The sequence below is a fragment of the Devosia sp. LC5 genome, from assembly GCF_000735585.1.
GTDB lineage: Bacteria > Pseudomonadota > Alphaproteobacteria > Rhizobiales > Devosiaceae > Devosia.
Genome location: NZ_JNNO01000001.1, coordinates 282,708 through 304,629 on the forward strand (window position 1 = coordinate 282,708; position 21,922 = coordinate 304,629).

General features: G+C 61.8%; 22 protein-coding genes. 4 read left to right on the forward strand and 18 right to left on the reverse strand.

The genetic code is table 11. The annotated features are described in order from the left end of the window. Window positions 1–164: 164 nt before the first annotated feature. The 4 genes from clpX to FF80_RS01370 form a co-directional block, all read right to left on the reverse strand. Window positions 165–1,442: an ATP-dependent Clp protease ATP-binding subunit ClpX gene (clpX, locus tag FF80_RS01355; protein WP_035096925.1), complete on the reverse strand. Its 1,278-nt coding sequence runs from the start codon at window positions 1,440–1,442 to the stop codon at window positions 165–167. 174 nt (window positions 1,443–1,616) lie between these two features. Continuing rightward, on the reverse strand, window positions 1,617–2,243 hold the full coding sequence (locus tag FF80_RS01360) for an ATP-dependent Clp protease proteolytic subunit (RefSeq protein ID WP_035096927.1): 627 nt from the start codon (window positions 2,241–2,243) through the stop codon (window positions 1,617–1,619). Window positions 2,244–2,485: 242 nt separating this feature from the next. Further along, window positions 2,486–2,716: a hypothetical protein gene (locus tag FF80_RS01365; protein ID WP_052153055.1), complete on the reverse strand. Its 231-nt coding sequence runs from the start codon at window positions 2,714–2,716 to the stop codon at window positions 2,486–2,488. Between the two features lie 124 nt (window positions 2,717–2,840). Further along, on the reverse strand, window positions 2,841–3,236 hold the full coding sequence (locus FF80_RS01370) for a YciI family protein (RefSeq protein WP_035096928.1): 396 nt from the start codon (window positions 3,234–3,236) through the stop codon (window positions 2,841–2,843). A gap of 133 nt (window positions 3,237–3,369) precedes the next feature. Between FF80_RS01370 and FF80_RS01375 the strand changes: the two genes are divergently transcribed. Further along, complete coding sequence (locus FF80_RS01375; protein WP_035096930.1) at window positions 3,370–4,626, forward strand: cytochrome P450; 1,257 nt, start codon at window positions 3,370–3,372, stop codon at window positions 4,624–4,626. Window positions 4,627–4,646: 20 nt separating this feature from the next. Here FF80_RS01375 and ampC read toward each other — a convergent pair whose 3' ends face one another. The 11 genes from ampC to FF80_RS01430 form a co-directional block, all read right to left on the reverse strand. Then, complete coding sequence (gene ampC, locus FF80_RS01380; RefSeq protein ID WP_035096932.1) at window positions 4,647–5,813, reverse strand: class C beta-lactamase; 1,167 nt, start codon at window positions 5,811–5,813, stop codon at window positions 4,647–4,649. 153 nt (window positions 5,814–5,966) lie between these two features. Continuing rightward, window positions 5,967–7,028 carry a tRNA preQ1(34) S-adenosylmethionine ribosyltransferase-isomerase QueA gene (gene queA / locus FF80_RS01385; RefSeq protein ID WP_035096933.1) on the reverse strand — a complete coding sequence of 354 codons (1,062 nt, stop codon included), beginning with the start codon at window positions 7,026–7,028 and terminating at the stop codon, window positions 5,967–5,969. Window positions 7,029–7,171: 143 nt separating this feature from the next. After that, window positions 7,172–7,621, reverse strand: coding sequence for a DMT family transporter (locus FF80_RS01390; protein WP_035096934.1), 450 nt, complete (start codon window positions 7,619–7,621; stop codon window positions 7,172–7,174). Window positions 7,622–7,835: 214 nt separating this feature from the next. Then, window positions 7,836–8,315: a peptidylprolyl isomerase gene (locus tag FF80_RS01395; protein WP_200877143.1), complete on the reverse strand. Its 480-nt coding sequence runs from the start codon at window positions 8,313–8,315 to the stop codon at window positions 7,836–7,838. Window positions 8,316–8,416: 101 nt separating this feature from the next. Further along, window positions 8,417–8,968: a peptidylprolyl isomerase gene (locus FF80_RS01400; protein ID WP_081917144.1), complete on the reverse strand. Its 552-nt coding sequence runs from the start codon at window positions 8,966–8,968 to the stop codon at window positions 8,417–8,419. Then, complete coding sequence (gene coaD, locus FF80_RS01405; protein ID WP_035096935.1) at window positions 8,965–9,459, reverse strand: pantetheine-phosphate adenylyltransferase; 495 nt, start codon at window positions 9,457–9,459, stop codon at window positions 8,965–8,967. Before coaD ends, FF80_RS01400 begins: the two co-directional genes overlap by 4 nt. Before the next feature lie 31 nt (window positions 9,460–9,490). After that, a complete protein-coding gene (locus FF80_RS01410; RefSeq protein ID WP_052153038.1) occupies window positions 9,491–9,976 on the reverse strand; it encodes a GNAT family N-acetyltransferase in 486 nt (161 codons plus the stop codon). After that, window positions 9,973–11,193, reverse strand: a complete 1,221-nt coding sequence (locus FF80_RS01415; protein ID WP_035096936.1) for an MFS transporter — start codon at window positions 11,191–11,193, stop codon at window positions 9,973–9,975. The genes FF80_RS01410 and FF80_RS01415 overlap by 4 nt, the downstream gene beginning before the upstream one ends. Continuing rightward, window positions 11,193–11,810 carry a LysE family translocator gene (locus FF80_RS01420; protein WP_035096937.1) on the reverse strand — a complete coding sequence of 206 codons (618 nt, stop codon included), beginning with the start codon at window positions 11,808–11,810 and terminating at the stop codon, window positions 11,193–11,195. Before FF80_RS01420 ends, FF80_RS01415 begins: the two co-directional genes overlap by 1 nt. 127 nt (window positions 11,811–11,937) lie before the next feature. After that, window positions 11,938–13,452, reverse strand: coding sequence for an ABC-F family ATP-binding cassette domain-containing protein (locus FF80_RS01425; RefSeq protein ID WP_035096939.1), 1,515 nt, complete (start codon window positions 13,450–13,452; stop codon window positions 11,938–11,940). 569 nt (window positions 13,453–14,021) lie between these two features. Next, entirely contained in the window at window positions 14,022–14,348 is a 327-nt protein-coding gene (locus FF80_RS01430; RefSeq protein ID WP_035096942.1) for a hypothetical protein, read from the reverse strand. 210 nt (window positions 14,349–14,558) lie between these two features. On the opposite strand from FF80_RS01430, the gene parE reads away from it, so the two are divergent. The 3 genes from parE to FF80_RS01445 all read left to right on the forward strand — a co-directional run bounded on the left by parE (window position 14,559) and on the right by FF80_RS01445 (window position 19,730). Further along, the gene (parE, locus tag FF80_RS01435; protein ID WP_035096943.1) at window positions 14,559–16,574 is read left to right on the forward strand and encodes a DNA topoisomerase IV subunit B; all 2,016 of its coding nucleotides are present in this window, start codon (window positions 14,559–14,561) and stop codon (window positions 16,572–16,574) included. A gap of 393 nt (window positions 16,575–16,967) precedes the next feature. Continuing rightward, on the forward strand, window positions 16,968–18,521 hold the full coding sequence (locus tag FF80_RS01440; RefSeq protein WP_035096945.1) for a DEAD/DEAH box helicase: 1,554 nt from the start codon (window positions 16,968–16,970) through the stop codon (window positions 18,519–18,521). A 144-nt stretch (window positions 18,522–18,665) separates the two neighbouring features. Then, window positions 18,666–19,730: a GGDEF domain-containing protein gene (locus FF80_RS01445; protein ID WP_035096947.1), complete on the forward strand. Its 1,065-nt coding sequence runs from the start codon at window positions 18,666–18,668 to the stop codon at window positions 19,728–19,730. On the opposite strand, the gene aroA is transcribed toward FF80_RS01445, so the two are convergent. From aroA to FF80_RS01460, 3 genes are all read right to left on the reverse strand, one after another. Further along, window positions 19,731–21,008 (reverse strand): 3-phosphoshikimate 1-carboxyvinyltransferase, encoded by a 1,278-nt coding sequence (aroA, locus tag FF80_RS01450; RefSeq protein WP_035096949.1) that lies wholly within the window; start codon window positions 21,006–21,008, stop codon window positions 19,731–19,733. A 76-nt stretch (window positions 21,009–21,084) separates the two neighbouring features. Continuing rightward, the gene (locus tag FF80_RS01455; RefSeq protein WP_035096951.1) at window positions 21,085–21,465 is read right to left on the reverse strand and encodes an iron-sulfur cluster assembly accessory protein; all 381 of its coding nucleotides are present in this window, start codon (window positions 21,463–21,465) and stop codon (window positions 21,085–21,087) included. Between the two features lie 51 nt (window positions 21,466–21,516). After that, window positions 21,517–21,912, reverse strand: coding sequence for an SUF system Fe-S cluster assembly protein (locus tag FF80_RS01460; RefSeq protein WP_035096953.1), 396 nt, complete (start codon window positions 21,910–21,912; stop codon window positions 21,517–21,519). Window positions 21,913–21,922: the final 10 nt, after the last annotated feature.

Here is a 21,922-nt window from a genome sequence, read left to right on the forward strand (position 1 = left end):
CCGACAGCGCGCACGACCTCGTGGTTCGACAAGCTCACCATGAGGTCTCTGATGGCGCAGCTTTGTCGATAGACCTCATCCTGAGCCTGTCGAAGGACGAGGTCGTGCCCCAAAACAAAACGCCGGGCTCATCGCCCGGCGTTTTCAATTTAGACAGGAAAAACTCACGCAGTTGCGGGCGCTTCGTCCTTCTTGCGCTCGGAATAGATGTAGAGCGGACGCACGTCCTTGCCCCGCACCACATCCTCGCTGATTACCACTTCTTCCACACCTTCGAGCGAAGGCAGATCGTACATGGTGTCGAGCAGGATAGCTTCCATGATCGAGCGAAGGCCGCGGGCGCCGGTCTTACGCTCGATGGCCTTCTCGGCGATCGCCTTGAGGGCGTCCTCGTGGAAAGTCAGCTCGACCTCTTCCATCTGGAACAGGCGCTGATACTGGCGAACCAGGGCATTCTTGGGCGCGGTCAGGATTTCGATCAGCGCAGCGATATCGAGATCTTCGAGCGTCGCCAGCACCGGCAGGCGGCCGATGAATTCGGGGATCAGCCCGAACCGCACCAGGTCTTCCGGAGCCACATCGGCGAGAACCTGGCCGACGCGACGGTCATTGGGGTCCTTGACGGTGGCCGCAAAGCCGATGCCCGAGCCTTCGCCACGCGCCGAGATGATCTTCTCGAGCCCGGCAAAGGCGCCGCCGCAGATGAACAGGATATTGGTCGTGTCCACCTGCAGGAATTCCTGCTGTGGATGCTTGCGGCCGCCCTGGGGCGGAACCGAAGCCACGGTGCCTTCCATGATCTTGAGCAGTGCCTGCTGCACGCCTTCGCCCGAAACGTCGCGGGTGATCGACGGATTGTCAGACTTGCGGCTGATCTTGTCGACTTCGTCGATATAGACGATGCCGCGCTGCGCCTTTTCGACATTGTAGTCGGCCGACTGCAACAGCTTGAGGATGATATTCTCGACGTCCTCGCCGACATAACCGGCCTCGGTCAACGTGGTCGCGTCGGCCATGGTGAAGGGCACGTCGAGGATGCGCGCCAGCGTCTGGGCCAGCAGGGTCTTGCCCGAGCCGGTCGGCCCGATCAGCAGGATATTCGACTTGGAAAGCTCGATATCCTGGTTCTTGCTGGCATGATGCAGACGCTTGTAGTGGTTGTGGACGGCCACGGAGAGCACGCGCTTGGCGCGGAACTGGCCGATGACGTAGTCGTCGAGCACCTTGCAGATTTCTGCGGGTGTCGGCACGCCATCGGAGGACTTGACCATGGAGGTCTTGTTCTCTTCGCGGATGATGTCCATGCAGAGCTCGACGCATTCATCACAGATGAACACGGTCGGCCCGGCGATCAGCTTGCGAACCTCATGCTGGGATTTCCCGCAGAACGAGCAATAAAGCGTGTTCTTGGAGGATTCGCCGTTCGTTGTCTCTTTGGACATCTAGTTACTCCCGGGGGCGTGAAACCCCCAAAATTCAGCGGTACCGACGACGGTAACGCCCGAGGCCTAAAGAAAGTCTAAGCCGAACCGACCTTAAAGGCCGATCCGGCTTGGTGCAATTGCACTCACGTCACAGTCAACGCTCTGTCACCAAACGCTGTTAACAGCGGGAACTCAGCTGCCTTCCGGAACGGCGCGCTTTTCAAACACGCTGTCGATGAGCCCGAAGGTCTTGGCTTCTTCGGCAGACAGGAAGTTGTCGCGCTCGAGAGCCTTCTCGACTTCTTCGTACGTGCGGCCGGTGTGCTTCTCATAAATCTGATTAAGACGACGCTTCAAGCCCTCGACTTCCTTGGCATGAATCATGATGTCGGTAACCTGACCCTGATAACCGCCGGAAGGCTGGTGGACCATGATGCGCGAATTCGGCAGCGACGTGCGCATGCCTTTCTCACCGGCCGCGAGCAACAGCGACCCCATGGACGCGGCCTGCCCCATCACCATGGTGGCGACAGCGGGACGGATGAATTGCATCGTGTCGTAGATGGAAAGGCCAGCCGTCACCACGCCACCAGGCGAGTTGATATACATGGCGATTTCTTTTTTCGGGTTCTCTGATTCGAGGAACAGAAGCTGGGCCACGATCAGGCTCGCCATGTTGTCCTCGACCACACCGGTCACGAAAATGATGCGCTCGCGCAGGAGGCGCGAATAGATGTCGAAGGCGCGCTCGCCCCGATTGGACTGCTCGACCACCATGGGAACGAGCGTATTCATATAAAGATCGTGCGGATCTCGCATTTGATGCCCCTTTGCTGCGCCGGGTCGCGTGGATACCGGGCTAGCCATCTTCGGTTGGAACATTTCCGCCCGACCAGGACATCCAGGGCCCGGCGGAAATGTCGAAATTTCGAATCAGCGCGACTGGCCGATTGCAGACGATGCCGCCTTAATGTGCGGTAAAGCCAGAGATAGGCGGCAATGGGGCACGCTTCAATAGGGTGTGCCCAGCTTGTGACGGCAAGGTGAATGGCAGACGACCATCAGGCCGAAAAACTCACCGCCACGCCCTTTTTCTTGAAGTAGGACTGCATGATCTTGCGGCCCTGGCGGTTGGACTGCGCCAGCTTGGCCGGCTCGAACACCGCTTCCTTGGCGCCTTCGCGGGCCATGGCCGCCTTGAGCGCCGCGATATGGGCATCCAGTTCGTCATTGTTGTTCTTGATCGAGGTATAGATGTTCTCGATGGCTTGGCTCAGGGTCAGGTCGCTCACGGCAAGGTCCTTGGTCGCTTTGGTTGCTTTCAAGACATGATTAGCGCCCGCTTGCCAAGCCTTTTCGGTGCATTTTGCGGAGTGGGCGAGCCAAATGGCCGCCCACTCGCGCACCTATCCGCCTCTAGGCCGGGTTGAAATCAGGCCGGGCCTGACCTGTTTGACTGTGACGATGAGCATCCATCAGCGGCCGGATGACGATCCGGGAATGGGCTGCGATGGGATCGTCATCGAACAGTGCAACTGCCTCAGCCATATCCTTGGCCTCGATCAGCAGGAAGCCGCCGATGACCTCCTTAGCCTCGGCATAGGGGCCATCCATGACCGACATTTTCATCCGCTGGCGCCGGTCGATGCTGACTTCCCCGGTCTCGGCCAGTGGCGAGGCGATCAGCAAGTGGCCAGCGTTCCGCAGCTTGTGGTCGTGCTCGATAGTGGCGTCGTCAATGCGCCGCATGTCGTCCGGGCCGAGATCGGCAAAGGCATCAGGTCCAAAATAGACAAGGCAGAGAAATTTCATGATCGGTCTCCCGTGGTTGAACATCACCCCGACGAGCGGCAAATCGTCAACTCGACTATTTTTTGCTTGTTACCGCACGATTGTCAGTCCGTTATGTCCGACGTCGATTTCCCCTATCCGGTTACCCGCATTCATGGCCGCCATCGTCCAACTCAAGCCTGTCGAAAATGTCCCTCAGCATCGCCGGCGCAGCGCCGATCCGCGCGATCCCGTGTTTTACCAAAATCCCTATGCCTTCTACGACCGCCTGCATGCGGACGACTCGACTTTCTTCTGGGACGAATATGGCCACTGGTGCTTTGCCGGGTTCAAGCAGGTCAGCGCATTGCTGCGCGACAGGCGCTTCGGTCGCGAAATTCTGCACGTTGCGGGCCACGAAGAGCTCGGGATGCCCGATCCCAAGCCGCATACGGCGGCGTTTGATCTCACCGAGAAATACTCGCTGCTGAACCTGGAGCCCCCCGGCCATACCCGCCTGCGCACGCTGGTCAACCGCGCTTTCGTGTCGCGTCACGTCGAACAGCTGCGGCCACGAATTATCAATCTGGCCAATGAATTGATCGACAGTTTTGAAGGCCAGGATGAAGTTGATCTGATCAAGGCATTTGCCGCGCCCATGCCCGCCATCATCATTGCCGAAATGTTGGGGCTCTCTGCCGAGGCGGCACCGAAACTGCTCAACTGGTCCAATCGCATGGTGGCGATGTACATGTTCGGCGTCAGCCATGACACCGAGCTGGATGCCAATGCTGCGGCGCAGGACTTCATGGATTACCTGCAATTGGCGATTGCCGAGCGCCGCAAGCAGCCGCGCGAAGACCTGCTGACCCATATGCTGACTGCCGAACAGAATGGCGAGCGGCTGAGCGACGAAGAGGTGATGTCGACCGCCATTCTCCTGCTCAATGCCGGACATGAAGCCACCGTCCACACCACGGGAAACGGCGTCAAATCCATCCTCGAAAGCGACATCGATCCGGCCACGTTGTTCACCAGCGACGAGCAATCCGCCGCCACCGCCGAGGAATGCCTGCGCTTCGACGCGCCGCTGCACATGTTCACACGCTATGCGCTGAGCGATCTCGAATATGAAGGCATCCAATTGCGCAAGGGCGACGTGATCGGCCTGCTGCTCGGCGCAGCCAACCGGGACCCCGCCCGCTTCGCCAATGCCAACAGCTTCGATCCATTCCGCAGTGATGGCGCCAATGTCAGCTTCGGAGCTGGCATCCACTTCTGCATCGGCGCACCACTGGCCCGCATCGAGCTGCAAGTCGCGTTTAGCGAATTGTTCCGGCGGCTGCCGAAACTAAGGATCGCGCAGCAGCCGCAATACAACAATGTGTACCACTTCCACGGCCTGGAAAAGCTGATGGTGCGCTGGCGATAAGCCAACGCACCACTTGCACCCTAGTCCGCCGCCTCAGCCAATTGCTCGAGCACGGCATGGGTCGCGGTAATCCGCGCAGGAATGGGGAAGTTCTTGTTGGCAAGCATGACCACACCGATCTTCTTGTCGGGCACGAAGGCCACATAGGCGCCGAAGCCGTTGGTGGAGCCGGTCTTGTTGAACAGCGCCGGCCCCTCGGGAGCGGCCGGCGGAGCAAGCGCCTCGGCCGGGTTAGGCTCCATCGCCATGGTCTGCGAGTTTCCGGCCAACAGGCGCTCGAGCGATACGGGGAATGGATACTGCTCCCAGCCCAGCCCCTGCACCATCTCCCCGACCCGGAAATAGCCGATATGCGTACCTTCGACGGCGCGCTGCACCAACGGCACCAGGCTATCGGGCGCGATATTGGCCTCGACGAAGCGCAGCATATCGGCCGTAGAAGATTTCACCCCATAAGCCTCCGCCGCCAGCCAGCCCGGATTGACGCGCGTCGGCTTGCCGTCCTTGTTATAGCCCCAGGCGTAGCGTGCCATCGCTGCCTCGGGCACCGTGATGTGGCTATCCTCCAGGCCCAGTCGCGGGAACATCTCGGTTTCCATCAGATGGCCAAAGTCGTCGTTCAGCGCCAGCGCGGTGAGATGGCCAAATAGCCCGATACTGGGATTGGAATATCGGCGCTGCTCGCCCGGCGCAGCGTCGGCTCTCCACTGCTGAAAATAGCTTTCCATCCCGCCGGCCCCATTGGGAAACTGCAATGGCAATCCGCCGGCGGTATAGGTTGCCAGGTGCAATAGGCTCGCCTCGTCGACCGCCGCCCCCTCCAGCGCAGGCAGGTATTTGGATGGATGATCGTCAAGCTCCAGCCGGTCAAGAGCCTCGGCATAAGCGCCCAGCGTGGCCGTAAAGGTCTTGCTGACCGAGCCAAGCTCGAACAGCGTGTTCTCCGTCACCAGCGCCCCGGTATCCTTGGCCGCCACGCCGTAATTGAAGAAATATTGCTGGCCATCCATGGTCACGCCAACGGCGATGCCGGGAACGCCATGCTGCTCAAGCAGCGGCCGAAACGCCGCATCCACCGCAGCCGCAATGGCCGCTGGCGGTTCCGCTGCGAACGCGACGATGGACGAGAAGCAGGTTGTGACGGCAGCCAGCGCGAAAGGCGCAGCTATCCTATTGGTAATAAACAATTTACTTTCTCCCGGGAACGCAAAACTGGGTTCCGGGAGCAAGCCCGGCCAATGTGGCGGCAGTGGGACTTAGCGAACTCTGATGAACGCCAATGCCGCCAAATCCTCAGAGCGGCGCCGCCCCTTGCCAGGGAGTATGATGCCCGGACACATTCACTCCGCCCGGATCAGCAGTGACGAATCCCCATACGAATAAAACCGATACCCATCCGCGATGGCATGGTCATAGGCGCGGCGCATGGTGTCCATACCGGCAAAGGCGCTGACCAGCATGAAGAGCGTGGATTTGGGCAGGTGGAAATTGGTCATCAGCACATCCACGGCGGCGAAGCGGAAGCCGGGGGTGATGAAGATGTCGGTGTCACCACTGAAGGGGCGTAGCGTGCCGGTGGCGCGGGCGGCGGTCTCGAGCAGGCGCAGGCTCGTAGTGCCGACGGCGACGACGCGGCCGCCAAGGGCCTTTTTGGCCAGGATGCGCTCCACCGTCGCCTGATCGATCTCGCCCCATTCGGCGTGCATGACATGGTCTTGGGTATCATCAACCTTCATGGGCAGGAAGGTCCCTGCCCCCACATGCAGCGTGACCCGCTCGATGGTGACGCCTTTGTCGGCCAGCTGCTGGAGCAGGCTTTCAGTGAAGTGCAGGCCCGCCGTAGGGGCGGCGACGGCGCCGTCTTCGGCGGCATAGACGGTCTGGTAATCGACCTTGTCGCGTTCTTCGATGCCGCGCTTGGCGCCGATATAGGGCGGCAGCGGCATGGCGCCGTGGGCCTTGATGGCTTCGTCCAGCTGGGCGCCGCCGAGATCGAATTCCAGCGTCACCTCGCCGGTATCGCCCTTGCCGGCAACGCGGGCGGTCAGAGCGTCGGCCTGGCCATTGCCCAATTCGAGCTGGTCGAGTACGGCGAGGCGCTTGGCCGGGCGGGCGAAGGCGCGCCAGGTGTGGGCGTCGACGCGCTTATGCAGGTTGAAGGACACCGAGGCGCGGTTTTCGCCGCGAATGCGGCTGCCGCGCAGCTCGGCGGGCAGCACGCGGGTGTCGTTGACGACCAGCACATCGCCGGGATGCAACAGCGTCAGCAGATCGGGAATATGGCGGTCGCTGAGGCCGTGGACCGGATCGACTACCAGCAGGCGCGCGCTATCGCGCGGCTCGGCGGGGTGCAGGGCAATCAGCTGCTCGGGCAGCTCGAAGTCAAAATCGGAAACACGCATGGCCGCTCCCTAGCATGAGTTTGTGCGTTTGCTGAAGAGACCTCATGGTGAGCTTGCCGAACCACGAGGTCGCGCGGGTGGAGGCATTGTGCCGCGACCTCGTCCTTCGACAGGCTCAGGATGAGGTCTGCTGGGGCGTGGCGTCAGAACGCCCTGATCATCACCGCGCCGGCAACCAGCATCAGCGCCCCAACCACACGGCCCAGCGAAATTTCACGGACGGCCATGCCCAAGAAGCCGACCTTGTCGAGGGCGAGCCCAGCGAGCAGCTGGCCGGTGACAGAGAGGGCCATGACGGCTGCGGCGCCGATCATTGGCGTCAGCATAATATTGGAAAAGACGTAGAAAGCGCCGAGCACGCCGCCGGCAACGAAGGTCCAGGGGGCCGGTGCGCCAAAATTGATGGTGATGCCCTTGGTCTGGGCGAAAATCAGCGCGATGGCCCAGAGGACGATGGCGCCGGCAACGAAGGACACGCCCGCGGCAGCAATCGGCAGGCCAAGATTTTTACCGAGCTGGGCATTGATCGGCGCCTGCGTGGCGATGCAGGCCCCGGCGATGACGCCCATCAGCGCCCAGAGGAGAGTGTCCATTTTCATCTATCGGATCTTGGTTTGTGTGAGCGATGCTCGGTCTGGCGCAGCGCCTATCCTTCTCCCCTTGAGGGAGAAGGTGCCCCCGAAGGGGCGGATGAGGGGCCCTGCGCCGCAGACATTGAAGCACGGGCGAGCGCAGAACCCCGCACCCTGATTTTCTGCTGGACGCGTCCCTCTCCCTCAGAGGGAGCGGGGGAAGCCAGGGGTCTGCTTAAGCGGCGATGTCGGCGGCGACTTTGACGGAGATCATCTTGTCGGGGTTGATCACGGGCTCGCCGCGCTTGATCTGGTCGACGAATTCCATGCCTTCGATGACCTTGCCCCAAACGGTGTACTGCTTGTTCAGGAACGGGGTGTCGCCGAAGCAGATGAAGAACTGCGAATTGGCGCTATCGGGGCTCTGGGCGCGGGCCATCGAGGCAGTGCCGCGCACGTGAGGCTCGGCATTGAATTCCTGCTTGAGATCGGGATACTTCGAACCGCCAGTGCCGCGACCCTGCGGGCAGCCGGTCTGGGCCATGAAGCCATCGATCACGCGGTGGAACACGATGCCATCGTAAAAGCCTTCGCGCGCCAGCTTCTTGATGTGGGCGACGTGATTGGGCGCCAGGTCGGGGCGCATGGCGATGACCACCTTGCCCTTGGTGGTTTCGATGACGAGGGTGTTTTCGGGATCGGTGATCTCGGCCATTTTCTGCAACTTTCGTGTTGGGGGAGGCTTGTCGGAAGCCTTGGCCCCGCATGTAAGGAATGTTGGCGTTTGACGCAACCCGAGCGGGTCGCGGCACTGTCCTACTTATATTCGATCTTGGCGGAGACGATCTTGCCGGGGTTCTGGACCATGCCGGACTGATCGGTACCCTTGGGCAGCGCATCGACATATTCCATGCCCGAAACGACCTTGCCGAAGATGGTATATTGGCCATCCAGGAAGCTGGCATCGGCATAGGTGATGAAGAATTGCGAATTGGCCGAGTTCGGGTCCTGCGCACGGGCCATGCCGAGCACACCGCGCTGGAAGCTCTCCGTGTCGGTGAATTCAGCGGCCAGATCGGGGAGTTCCGACCCGCCCATGCCGGTGCCGGTCGGGTCGCCCGTCTGGGCCATGAAACCATCGATCACGCGATGGAAGACCACGCCATTATAGAAGCCCTCATTGGTGAGGGTCACGATGCGCTCGACATGCTTGGGGGCCAGCGCGGGCAGTAGCTCGATATCGACGTCGCCACCTTCAAGCGTGAGGATCAGATGGGGCGTACCGGTCTGGGCGAAGGCGGGAGCGGCGAAGGTGGCGGCCAGCACGGCGGCGGCTACCAGGGCAAAGCGGCGGGTAAAGGCGATCATTTGGATTTCAGGGCCTTGAGTACGATTTGCGGGACAAAGGCGGAGATGTCGCCGCCCATTTCGGCGATCTGGCGTACCAATGTGGCCGAGATATGCCGCACTGGCGGGCTGGATGGCAGAAACACGGTCTGCAGGTCGGGCGCCATCTGGGCGTTCATGCCCACCATCTGCATTTCATAATTATAGTCTGTGGTGTCGCGCAGGCCCCGAATGATCAGCTTGGCGCCATGTTCGCGCGCCGCATTGACCATCAGGCCAGAGAAATCGACGATTTTGAATTCGGTATCGGTGCGCTTGCCGACCGGGCCGAGCACTTGCTCGAGAATTTCGAGCCGGTCGGAATGGGCAAAGAGCGGCGTCTTCTTGCCCGCATTGATGCCGACGGCCACGACGAGCGTATCGACCAGTTTGCAGGCGCGCTCGATGACATCGAGATGCCCATTGGTCAAAGGATCGAACGAGCCGGGATAAAATCCGACGAGCTTGGTCATTGGGCCCTCCCCCTGTTTGGCGCGGTTTGTGTCATGGGTTGATCACTGAATGCAAGCGCGGAACCGCATAGAGCGTAAAGACATCGAGGGCGTCGGGGCCGACATCCTGCTCGATCAGGCCCCAATTGAGGCGCTGATAGAAGCCGCGCATATGGCGCTTGGCGCAGAGATAGACGGGCGACATGCCTCGCCCGAAGAGCTTGGCTGTGGCGGCATTGACCAGCGCCTCGGCAATCCCCTGCCCGCGCCGATCGGGCTCGACCCAGAGGGCCGCGATCCAGGGCGAGAGCAGCGGGCGGGCGGCGAGGTCGGATTCTATGGCGGTCACGGTGCCGGTGAACTGGTCGCCGTCGGTCGCGACAAGACTGAAGGGAAATGATCCGCCCGCCAGAACCTCGGCCAGGGCCGTTTCGACATCGGTGAGCGCGGCGCCGTACGGGCGCCAAAATGCCTGCCAGATTCGGTCGGCGACGATGGGTTTGAGTTCGGGCGCGTCGTTCAGGTCCAGAATTCTCATCGAATAGCGCCAGCGCGCTGCACGATGAGGGCTGCCAATGCCAGCACCAGCAGCAAGACCCCACCCGCCAGGAAGGCCATGCCGGTGCCGTAGGCGGTAGCAATTATGCTGCCGATGAACGGAGCCGACAGCATAACGGCCATGGTGACGGCTTCGCCAGCAGCGAAGACGCGGGCGATGCGATCAGGCGGGGCCTCGGCCTGCACGATGGTGCGGTAGGGCACCAGCATGAAGGTAGTGGAACCCGCCGCAATGGCCATGGCGATGAAGAACAGCAGGACGGGTGGCTTGAAGCCCAATATGGCGGTGACGGCAATGACGCTGGCGATCGCCCCGGCCACGACCGCCCCCATGATCATGCCACCCACTGGGTTTCTCGCCGTCAGCCGCCCGGCCAGCACGGCCCCCAGCAGACCGCCGGCCCCGGAGGCCGCGATGGAAAAACCGAAGGCAGCAGCGCCATAGCCGAATTCGTCGGCCAGCAGCGCGATCAGCGTGTCGTATAGAAAGAACGCGAAATAGGCGATGGCGGAAAAAACCAGGGCCGCCAGCAGCAGCCGGCTGCGGCGGAATTCGGCGGCACCGGCCAGAAATTCGGTGCGGAAATCGGCAGATGGTCCGGTGGGCGCCCGCGCCGGCAAGCTGACGCTCAGCACAATGGCGGCGGCTAGGAGCGAGAGGACAGCATTGACGCCGAACACGCCCTGGGCTGGCATGAAGGCCAGCAACAACCCGCCCAGCGCCGGCCCGGCAATCTTGGATGTCTGGTTGATGGCCTGATGCAGGCCATTGGCCGCGGCGAGCAGGTCCGGCGGCGTCGTGGCCTGGATAGCGGCCTGGCGGGCCGGGTTGAACGCGGAATCTACGCAGCCGCGCAGGAAAACCACGATCAGCACCATGGCGGTGTTCGGGGCAAACAGCAGAGCGAATGTAGCGAGGCCCCGGCCCAGATTGCTCAGGAAGAGGACGCGACCGAGCGGCGAGCGGTCAACGATCATCGATAGCAGCGGCCCGGCGGTCACATAGGGCAGCGTCAATGCCAGGGCAAACAGAGCCATGACGAAAGGCCCCTCGCCCCAGGCGAAGACCAGCAGCGCCACCACCGCGGCATAATCCAGCCAATCGGCGAAATCGGCTGGCACGCTTGCCAGAGCCAGCCGGCGCGGCGCCGGCAAGGCCAGGAGCGAGCCATAGCCGGCCGGCTTACCATCCGGCATCAGGCGCGTTTTTGCAGGGCGAGCCATACGCCGCCGGCCATCAGGATGGCGCCGGAGACGCGATTGACCAGCCGCACCCGGGCAGCGGTCAGCAGGTGGCGGGCCTGGCCTGCAGCGACGGCATAGATGCAGTCGCTGGCGGTGGCGACGGCCATGACGATCAGGCCCAGGATCATGATCTGGCCGAAAGCGGGGCGGCTCACATCGATGAATTGCGGCAGGAAGGCGCTGAGGAACAGCAGGGTCTTGGGATTGGACCAATTGGTCAGGACGCCCTGCCACATATAGCGGCCGATCGGCAGGCGGGCACCATCGGCGAAACTCAGCTGTCCGGAGGAGCGGAACATTTTCCAGCCGATCCAGATCAGATAGGCGGCACCGACAATCTTGATGATTTCAAAGGCGCCAGAGACGACGCTCATCACGGCTTCGAGGCCAATGGCCACGATAAAGACCATGCTGAACATGCCCAATTCGGTGCCGAGAATAGTGAACAGCCCTGCCCTCGTGCCGCTGGCCAGCGAATTGGCGATAACCACTGACACTGAGGGTCCGGGAATGATGGAGAACAGCAAGCAGGCCAGGACGTAAGGCAGGATGATTGCGGGATCGATCATGATGGCTCCTCAGGGAGCCTGACGAAGACTCCTATCGGAGCCAAGCAAGCCATTGCGCACGGGAAAGTGCAAGAGGGAGGAAAACGAACCGCTATGCGTCTTCGCCTTTCCGCCCCCTGTGCAACGCCTACCCCGCCACCGTTGCCGCGAAAAACCCTTCCGGATCATCCACTTCCTTCAGTCGCTTTCCGTCGATCTGCAAGAACCGGCTCCCCAGCGCCCGCACAAAGCTGCGGTCGTGCGACACCAGGATACAGGTCGCGCCATGGGCCAGGATTTCGCTTTCCAACTGCTCCTGCCCTGCAATGTCGACATGGTTGGTGGGCTCGTCCAGCAGATAGAAATTGGGCTGGCTCAGCCGTAGCGCGAGCAGGCCCAGTCGGGTCCGCTGGCCGAAGGATAGCGTGCTGATAGGCTTGTCCTGCTTTTCCACCGGGAATCCGGCGGCGGCCAGCAGGCTCTTGCTGCGCTGATCACCATTGTCGAACCGGCCGGTGATGAAGGCGAGCGGGGAGAGCCTGTCGGGCAATTGCGACATGGCCTGATCGACATAGCCCACATTGAGCTGCGGACTGACGCGGATGCCGGGCACCTCCTGCCCCGTCATGGCGCGATGCAGATGCCCCATCAATTGCGACTTGCCCGTGCCATTGCGCCCCAGCAACACCACGCGGTCGCCTTGGAAGATATGCAGCTTGTCGATACGGAACAGCTTGCGGCCATCGGGCGTGGTCACGTCGAAATTCTCGACCGCCAGAAGTACGCGTGCCTGCGCGCCGCTATTGCTCAGCTTGATGTCGCCCGAGCGCTCCTTGTGCAGCTCGTTGAGATTGTCCTCTATCTTGCTGGCGCGCTCGCGCAGATATTTGGATTTGACCGTCAAAAGGTCGCTGCCCGAATTGATACCGATATTGGTCAGCTTGGCCGCCTGCCGCCGCAGCCGGTCGACCTCCTTGAGATCGCGCTCGCGCTTGAGTTCGGCCGCCGCGTCCAGCTCATCGAGCGCGATCCGGGCCTTGCCATAGGGCAGTGGGAAATAGGCCGAATTGCCGGGCCGCAGGAATAGCGTGCGGTTGGTGGTGGCATCGAGAAACGCCCGATCGTGGCTGGCAATGATAACCGGGATATTGCGAGCCGCCCGCTCCAGCCAGTTTTCCAGCAGCAGCAACTTGCCCAGATCAAGGTGGTTGGTGGGCTCATCGAGCAGCAGGGCGTCGGGCTCGGCAATCCAGCACCGGGCGATCAGCGCAATGCGCTGCCAGCCCCCGCTCAGCTCCCGCACCGGTTTTTGCCAGAGATCGTCGGGCACTTCGAGATCGACCAGCACCACATCGACCCGCCAGGAATCGCTGGCGCGGTCGGCCTCGGGCAGCACCGCAAGCACGGCGTCGTAGAGAGATACATGCAGCATGTTTTGCGGCACATCCTGTTCGACATAGCCGATGCGCAGGCCGCGCGAGCAGACGATTTCGCCTTCAGTGAGTTCGCCTCTGCCGGCTATGGCGCGCAGCAGCGTGGTCTTGCCCTTGCCATTGCCGGCAACCAGGCCCACGCGGTCGCCTTCGGCGATGACGATATCGAGTTTGCTGAAGAGTGTGTCGGTCGCCGTTAGGCCGGCATTGCGGAGGCTGATCGAGCCCATTTTCGTCTCACTGGTCTGGCGCCGTATTCGCGCGCCTTTGCATTCACTTCGCGGCTGCAATCAATGCGCCGCCAGGAAGGGCAAACCAGAATGGGAGACAGGAAGAAGTGTCGGTACCAGTCGCTGGTCAGCCCTGCAGCTTGTGCCACAGGGCCGGGACGGGGCCGCGCTGACGATGCCCGAACGAAAATCTCATGCAGCCCTCCTCCGCGCTGGTGTTGATCAATGACGCAGCAATAGCCCCGGCCGCCGCGAAAATCAATTCGCGACGGTCAGATGAGGTAGAACAAGGCGGAAACTATGGTCAGCGCCCCAAAACGCGGGACGGACAGCTTGGCCAGCCGGTACGCAATACCTGATCCGGCATGCGGCCAAACGCCGAGAAATGAGCCAAAAGGGTTCGCTTGATACGCAGAACGACGATCCCAACCGGCCCGCATACGGCAACTCCAAACAAAAACCGTATGTCCACTATTTTAGCAGCGGGCGTTTAAGAAAGTGCTTTCAAGAAGCAAACGGAACGTAAATACGACGCCCGATCTTGGGACGGTTTTGTGCCGATATGCTGTTCAACCCGCCGGGCGCAGGCGCATGCGTTCTTTGATATAGGCGCGGCAATAGTTGTAATTGAGCTGATAGACCCAGCCGCCCTGGGTGGCGCGCACCTTGATCAGCCCGTCATTGGGCACGTTGAGCGAGATATCGGTATAGCCGGCGGCGGCGATCGTATTGCGGATCTGCCGGTCGGTCTGGCAGATCACCCGGCCATGGAAGAAGTCTTCCCGCTCATCGCCGAAATGAATGCCGAAGCTGAATGAGGGCTGAGCGGTGGCGGCGCCTGTCAGGCCGCTGGCCATGAATAGGACAGAAAACAGGACTAACCCGATCTTGCGCATGGCCATCTCCCGGCTGCGGTCGCGGCGATTGTGCCAGCGGACCCGCCATAGGCGGGCTGCGCTGAACCGGCACCGAACTCGCCGTTCATAATCCGTTCAGACATGTGGAAATTGCAAGGCACAGGCGCCGATCTGGCGCGAGCGTGCGCCCGGGATCAGATATGTTAAAAGGCGGAATCGCCCGATTCGGGCTTTAATACGGATAATGCATTGTCTCAGGCAGACGACCTTTTCGGCGGCCCCATCGAACCCGAACGCCCACGGGCAAAACCCGAGGCGCCCAAGTCCGCCGCTCCAGCGGTAGCGGGAAGCTATTCGGCCGCAGATATCGAGGTTTTGGAAGGGCTTGAGCCCGTCCGCCGCCGGCCGGGCATGTATATCGGCGGCACCGATATCAATGCGCTGCATCACCTGTTCGCCGAAGTCATCGACAATTCGATGGACGAAGCCATTGCCGGTCATGCCAGCCGCATCGAAGTGCATTTCGGCGAAGACGGCTACATCACCGTTTCGGACAATGGCCGCGGCATCCCGGTCGAAAAACACCCCAAATTTCCCGGCCGCTCCACCTTGGAAATCGTCCACACCGTGCTGCATGCCGGCGGGAAGTTCGATTCCAAGGCCTATGAAACCTCCGGCGGTCTGCATGGCGTGGGCGTTTCGGTGGTCAATGCGCTGTCGGACGACATGGTCGTGGAAGTCGCGCGCGAGCAGCAGCTTTACCGCATGACGTTCTCGCGCGGCATTCCGCAGGGTGACATCGTCGCGCTTGGCCGCGTCAACAATCGCCGCGGGACCACCACCCGCTTCCGCCCCGATCCGCAAATCTTTGGTGACACGGCCAAATTCTCGGCTGCTCGCCTGTTCAAGATGACGCGGGCCAAGGCCTATCTGTTCGGCGGCGTCGAACTGCGCTGGAGCTGCGACGAGAGCCTGGCGACCGAGGAAGCCCCGGCCAAGGCGGTGTTTCACTATCCCGATGGGCTGCGCGACTTCATGACCGCGCGGATCGACGGGGAAACCCGCATTGTAGACGACATTTTCTCGGGCAGCAGCGGCAAGGCCGGCTCGCATGGCGCGGTGGAATGGGCAATCGCCTGGACGCTGGGCGATGGCGGGGTCTCCTCCTATTGCAATACCGTGCCCACCCCCGATGGCGGCACGCATGAAACCGGCCTGCGCACCGCGGTGCTGCGCGGCCTCAAGAACTATGCCGAGCTGACCAAGAACAAGGCTGCCGCCATCCTGACGGCGGAAGATGTGTTCGCCCACTGCAGCGCCATGCTCTCGGTCTTCGTGCGCGAACCCGAATTTGTGGGTCAAACCAAGGACAAGCTGGCTTCGGGCGAAGCGACCCGCATTGTCGATACGGCTTTGCGCGACGCGTTCGACCACTGGCTGGCCGCCTCGCCCAACCAGGCCGGCAAGCTGATGGACTGGGCGGTAGAGCGGGCCGAAGAACGCCTCCGCCGCCGCAAGGAAAAAGAAATCGACCGCGCCAGTGCCACCCGCAAATTGCGGCTGCCGGGCAAGCTGGCCGATTGCACCCAGGGCGCGGCACAGGGCGCGGAACTGTTCATCGTCGAAGGTGACTCGGCCGGTGGCTCGGCCAAGCAGGCGCGCAACCGCGCCAGCCAGGCCGTGCTGCCGCTGCGCGGCAAGATTCTCAACGTGGCGGGAGCCAGCCGTGAAAAGATGGCGGCCAGCCAGCTGATCGCCGACATGATCCAGGCCCTGGGCTGCGGCACGCGCGATCGCTATCGCGAGGATGATCTGCGCTACGACAAGATCATTATCATGACCGATGCCGACGTGGACGGCGCCCATATCGCTTCGCTGCTGATGACCTTCTTCTTCCAGGAAATGCCCAAGCTCATCGATGGCGGGCACCTGTTCCTTGCATTGCCTCCGCTTTACCGCATTTCGCAGGGGCCCAAGACGCTCTATGCCCGCGACGACGCGCATAAGGACGAGCTGATGGCCACCGAGTTCACCGGCAAGGGCAAGGTCGACATCACCCGCTTCAAGGGCCTGGGTGAAATGCCTTATGCGCATCTGCGCGAAACGACCATGTCCCCCAAGTCGCGGACCCTGCTGCAGGTCAAGATTCTGGACGAACTGGATGCCACCAAGATCAGCGTCGATCGCCTGATGGGCAACCGGCCGGAAGCGCGGTTCGACTTCATCCAGGAAAACGCCGCCTTTGTTACGGACCTCGATATCTAGGCGGCTCGAGCCTCACACTGATGTGAATCTCGACTTATCTTGACCATCTGCGCCGCAGTTAATGTTAAATCTTGCAAGGCCGTTGACTTGAAAGGCCTTTGCGCTATGGTCCGCGCCGCTGGAGCATTTCCGGCTTGACGGCTGGTTTTATTGGACACAGTCCGCCTTTGCTGAAGGTGCCCCAGGGCCACTCTGTCGACCAGCACGTGTTGCTCTCGCTTTCGTGGCCACCTCCCGTATGCGGACTGTTTGTGTGATTGCCTTTCCAGTCCGCCGCTGACGCAAACCGCGGCATCATGCCTGCGTCGTTTGCGGCTTTCTTCCCGGTGCGCCGCCTTGAATGTTTCGAGCGGATCCTGCATCGGGCAACAGCTTTGAGTGGAACGACTGAATTTGACCGACGAATTTTCCGGGCTGGGCCTTTCGAGCAAGGTAACCGAGGCAGTGATCGCCGCGGGTTACACGACGCCTACTGAAATCCAGGCGCAGGCCATTCCCCATGTCCTGCAGAAGAAGGACATTATCGGCATCGCCCAGACCGGGACCGGCAAGACTGCGTCCTTCGTGCTGCCGATGCTGACGCTGCTGGAAAGCGGCCGCGCCCGTGCGCGCATGCCTCGCACGCTCATTCTCGAACCGACGCGCGAACTCGCGGCGCAGGTTGCCGAGAACTTCGAGAAATATGGCAAGAACCATAAGCTGAACATGGCGCTGTTGATCGGTGGCGTGTCGTTTGACGACCAGATCAAGAAGCTGGATCGCGGCGTTGACGTGTTGATCGCGACGCCCGGCCGCATGCTCGACCTGTTCGGCCGCGGCCGCATCCTGCTGACCGGCGTCGACATCCTCGTGATCGACGAAGCCGACCGCATGCTGGACATGGGCTTTATCGACGACATCAAGAAGATCTGCAGCCTCTTGCCGGCCCGCCGGCAGACCCTGCTGTTCTCGGCCACCATGCCGCCCGAAGTGCAGAAGCTGGTCAACCAGTTCCTGCGCGATCCGATCAAGCTGGAAGTGGCGCGACAGAATTCGACCGCCGACACGATCGACCAGAAGCTGGTCAAGGTGTCGTCCAAACCCGAAGACAAGCGTGCCGCTCTGCGCGCCCGCATTGACGCGGCCACCGGGCTGACCAACGCCATCATCTTCTGCAATCGCAAGCGCGATGTGGCCACCCTCGCCCGCTCGCTGGAGCGGCACGGTTATAGCGTGGGCGCGTTGCACGGCGACATGGACCAGAAGAGCCGCACCGAAACGCTCGATGCATTCCGCGCCAACCGGCTGACGCTGATGGTCGCCAGTGACGTGGCCGCACGCGGTCTCGATATTCCTGCTGTGAGCCATGTGTTCAATTTCGACGTGCCCGTGCATGCCGAAGATTATGTGCACCGCATCGGCCGCACCGGCCGCGCTGGCCGTTCGGGCGTCGCCTATACGCTGGTGGCCCCCGCCGACGGCAAGCATCTCGATGCCATCATCAAGCTGATCCAGAAGCCCATCGAATATCTGGAAACCACTGGCGCCGCCCCTGCCCCGGCGGAGACGACCGAAGCCGGCGAGGAGAGCAAGCCCAAGCGCCCGGCCCGTTCGCGCCGCGGCGGACCGCGCCCCGTTGCCGAAAAGGCCGCGGCAAGCCCGGAAAAGATGGAAAGCGCCGAGCCAACTCCCGCTCCCGTTCCTGCAGAACCCAAGCCCGCGTCTCGCTCGCGCCGTCGGCCTCCGGCCGAAGCTCAGCCGGAAACCTCCAGCAGCCAGCCTCCAAAGCCGTCGCAAAGCGAGGAAGCCAAGCCTTCGCGCAATGAAGAGGCTCGGCCCCCGCGCGGACGCAATCGCCGTCCGGCGGAACCGAAAATGGACGAATCGGGCATCGATTCAAGCTCGCCCTTCGGCAATGATGGTCCGGTGCCAGCGTTTCTATTGCGGTCGACACGCACCGCGTCCTGATCAGTACGGCGGTTGACTGTATAGGACGCAGTAAAAAGCGATCTTGCACTTGTACTTAGCGCGATGGGACCTGTATCTATCCGTATAGATTCGGTTTCTGGGACGAGAAACGCCGGATGAGTGCAACGGGACGCGAGGGAAGCGGTGTCCGGACAGGAATTCAAACGAGCGCTTGGCTACGCCAATGCCGCTTTCGATCTGCTCAAGCGCAGTGGAATTCCGCCCTATCCGCAGTTCTATGAACTGCTTTACACCTATGCCACGGGCGTCAATCCGTCCCTGAACAGCCGGATCAACGCCATTTTCCGGGAGGGGCATTCCCCCTCCCTGGATCTGGCGGAGGCGCTTTACAACGAATTCCTCAAGTCCGACGTCAACGACCGCATTACCGACGTTTCCGAACGCATGCATGCCCGCATAGAAGCGGTGCATGATGCCATCGACACTGCCATGACGACGGCGAGCGCCTATTCCGGCTCGCTGCAGTCAGCCAGCCGGGATCTCGAACAGGAAATTTCCACCGAGGCCCTGCAATCGCTGGCCAATCGGCTGCTGCTGGAAACTCATGTTATGCAGGATACCAATCGGGCGTTGGAACAGAAGCTCGAGGCATCGCGCGACGATATTGCGGCGCTGCAGCGCGACCTGGACGATGTGCGGCGGGAATCGCGTCTCGATCCGCTGACCAAGATCGCCAATCGCAAGAGCTTCGATGAAGGCCTGGAAACAGCCGTTGCCGAGGCCCTTAGCGGCCGCCAGCCACTCTGTCTGCTGATCGCCGACATCGACCACTTCAAGACCTTCAATGACACCTATGGCCACCAGACCGGCGATCAGGTGCTGCGGCTGGTCGCCATGACCATTAAGTCCAATATCAAGGGCAAGGACCTCGCCGCCCGCTATGGCGGGGAAGAATTCGTCGCCATCCTGCCTTCGACGGACCTCGAAGGCGCGGTTATCGTCGCCGAGAATGTCCGCAGGGCCATTCAGGCCAAGGAATTGCTCAAGCGCTCCACCAATGAGAAGCTGGGCCGCATCACCGCTTCGTTCGGCGTGGCGGCATTCCGCCCATCCGACACGCCCTCTTCACTGCTCGAGCGCGCCGATCGCTGCCTTTATGCCGCCAAGCATGCCGGCCGCAACAAAGTTGTCAGCGAGAACGATCTGGCCGAGCAGCATGGGCCCAAGGACGGCGTTTCGGCCGCCTGATCAGGCGGCCGGTTCCAGCTTGACGCCGAGCCCGGCCAGCATATCCCAGTATTCCGGGTAGGTTTTGCCTGTGCAGGCCGGATCAAGGATGGTGATGCCAGGAATGCGCAGGCCTGCCAGGGCAAAGCTCATGGCAATGCGGTGGTCGTGATACGTCTGGATGCGGGTCAACGCATTCCGCCCCGACAGCCGCGCCGGAAGATCGGGATCGGCGGCCACCACCAGATCATCCCCCTCCTCCGTTCCCAGCCCCGGCAGGATGCGGTTAAGCTCGTTGGCGACGGCGCGGATGCGGTCGGTTTCCTTGACGCGCAGATTGGCAATCCCGACGAAACGTACCGGATAATTGTTGAACGCGGCGAGAACCGCCAGCGTCGGCACCGCATCCTGCATCTGCGATCCATCGATGACAGCAGGCATATTGGGGAATTGCGCGATGATCGCCTGGGCGGCGGCGTCGGGCTGGGTGAAGGCCTCCGCCGCCACACCAAGATCGATCTTGCCGCCAGTGAGCGCCGCCGCCCCCCAAAGGTAGGTGGCGGCCGAGGCATCGGGCTCGATGAGGAAATCGGTGGCCATGTAGCCCGTCGGCTGGACCAGCCAGGAGCCGGCGTCGAGCTGTTCGACATCGGCGCCAAAACTGCGCATGGCGGCCAGCGTCAGGTCGACATAGCCGCGGGCGCCGATATCGCTACCGCTCAACGCCACGGTAATTGGGCCGTCGCCCAACGGCGCGGCCATCAACAGGGCCGACACATATTGGCTGGAGAGACCCGCGTCGATCTCCACGCGCCCCTCCCCGAAGCTACCCTTGCCGCGAACGGTAACCGGCGGACAGCCGGTTGGGCTGACGGTGTCGATACCCAGCGATTGCAATGCGGCCACCAGCGGCCCAATGGGGCGCAGGCGCATCTCGTCGTCGCCGTCGACAACCACCTCGCCATCGACCGTCGCGACCGCAGCCGTCAGAAAACGGGTAGCCGTACCGGCATTACCCAAAAAAAGCGGGCCATCCGGCCGTTGCAACCGGCCGCTGCTGGTCACCACAAAGCTGGTTTCGTCGGGTTCCTCGACCGTCACGCCCATCTGCCGCAAGGCAGCAGCCATCAGCACCGTGTCCTTGCTCTTGAGCGCACCGGAAAGCCGGCTCGTGCCATTGGCCAGGGCGGCCAGCAGCAGAGCGCGATTGGTGATGGATTTGGAGCCCGGAGGCGAAACCCTGCCCACCAGCGGATGATTAGGCGGGACAATGGTGAGAGCCGGGGGCAGGCCGATCATGGGGATATACTCTAGAGGCTGGAGCCAAATTGCTCCCGCCTGTTAGGGCAAATATCGGTCAGGTGCAATCGAACGATCAGGCGGGAACGCGGGCGTCGGCAATGGCCTTGAGATCAGCAGCCTTGAGCGTGACGCTCTCGCCGCAGCCGCAAGCGCCGGTCTGGTTCGGATTGGTGAAGGTAAAGCCCGAGCTCATCTTGGATTGCTCGAAATCCATCACCGTGCCGAGCAGATACATTGTGGCCTTGGGGTCCACATAAACATTGACCCCCTTGTCGGTGACATGGTCATCGCCCTGCACCGGCTCGGTCACGTAATCCATGGTGTAGGCCACCCCGGCGCAACCAGAATTCTTGATGCCGACGCGCAGGCCGATGACCGGCTTGTCCGAATCTTCGATGATTTCCGTGATGCGCTCGGCAGCAGCATCGGTCAGCGACATGATCTTGAAGGCCATGGACGAACTTTCTATCGGCGTTTCACGATATATAAGACAAAACGCGTCAGATTACCACCAGTTCAAAGCGACTTGAGCTTCTTCGCTCATGCGGGAGGCGTCCCATGGCGGATCGAACACCATGTTGACCGTCACGTCCTGGATGCCTTCGACGCCACGAGCGGCGTTCTCGACCCAGCCGGGCATTTCGCCGGCCACGGGGCAACCAGGCGCCGTCAGCGTCATATCGATGACCAGCTTGCGATCGTCATCCAGATCGACCTTGTAGATCAGGCCAAGTTCGTAAATGTCGACCGGGATTTCCGGGTCATAGACCGTCTTGAGCGCGCCGATCAGGTCGGTGGTGATGCGTTCGACCTCTGCCTCCGGCAGTCCGCCGGAAACATTGGGCGTGATGCGGGGCTCGGGAATGGTCGGCGCCGGAGCGATTTCAGGTTCGTCGGTCATAGCGATACCA

Bases quoted from the DNA above. Each gene is read 5' to 3' on its own strand.
- clpX (WP_035096925.1), bottom strand. From the start codon at position 1,442: ATGTCCAAAGAGACAACGAACGGCGAATCCTCCAAGAACACGCTTTAT.
- FF80_RS01360 (WP_035096927.1), bottom strand. From the start codon at position 2,243: ATGCGAGATCCGCACGATCTTTATATGAATACGCTCGTTCCCATGGTG.
- FF80_RS01370 (WP_035096928.1), bottom strand. From the start codon at position 3,236: ATGAAATTTCTCTGCCTTGTCTATTTTGGACCTGATGCCTTTGCCGAT.
- FF80_RS01375 (WP_035096930.1), top strand. From the start codon at position 3,370: ATGGCCGCCATCGTCCAACTCAAGCCTGTCGAAAATGTCCCTCAGCAT.
- queA (WP_035096933.1), bottom strand. From the start codon at position 7,028: ATGCGTGTTTCCGATTTTGACTTCGAGCTGCCCGAGCAGCTGATTGCC.
- FF80_RS01390 (WP_035096934.1), bottom strand. From the start codon at position 7,621: ATGGACACTCTCCTCTGGGCGCTGATGGGCGTCATCGCCGGGGCCTGC.
- FF80_RS01395 (WP_200877143.1), bottom strand. From the start codon at position 8,315: ATGGCCGAGATCACCGATCCCGAAAACACCCTCGTCATCGAAACCACC.
- FF80_RS01400 (WP_081917144.1), bottom strand. From the start codon at position 8,968: ATGATCGCCTTTACCCGCCGCTTTGCCCTGGTAGCCGCCGCCGTGCTG.
- coaD (WP_035096935.1), bottom strand. From the start codon at position 9,459: ATGACCAAGCTCGTCGGATTTTATCCCGGCTCGTTCGATCCTTTGACC.
- FF80_RS01410 (WP_052153038.1), bottom strand. From the start codon at position 9,976: ATGAGAATTCTGGACCTGAACGACGCGCCCGAACTCAAACCCATCGTC.
- FF80_RS01415 (WP_035096936.1), bottom strand. From the start codon at position 11,193: ATGCCGGATGGTAAGCCGGCCGGCTATGGCTCGCTCCTGGCCTTGCCG.
- FF80_RS01420 (WP_035096937.1), bottom strand. From the start codon at position 11,810: ATGATCGATCCCGCAATCATCCTGCCTTACGTCCTGGCCTGCTTGCTG.
- FF80_RS01425 (WP_035096939.1), bottom strand. From the start codon at position 13,452: ATGGGCTCGATCAGCCTCCGCAATGCCGGCCTAACGGCGACCGACACA.
- FF80_RS01430 (WP_035096942.1), bottom strand. From the start codon at position 14,348: ATGCGCAAGATCGGGTTAGTCCTGTTTTCTGTCCTATTCATGGCCAGC.
- aroA (WP_035096949.1), bottom strand. From the start codon at position 21,008: ATGATCGGCCTGCCCCCGGCTCTCACCATTGTCCCGCCTAATCATCCG.
- FF80_RS01455 (WP_035096951.1), bottom strand. From the start codon at position 21,465: ATGGCCTTCAAGATCATGTCGCTGACCGATGCTGCTGCCGAGCGCATC.
- FF80_RS01460 (WP_035096953.1), bottom strand. From the start codon at position 21,912: ATGACCGACGAACCTGAAATCGCTCCGGCGCCGACCATTCCCGAGCCC.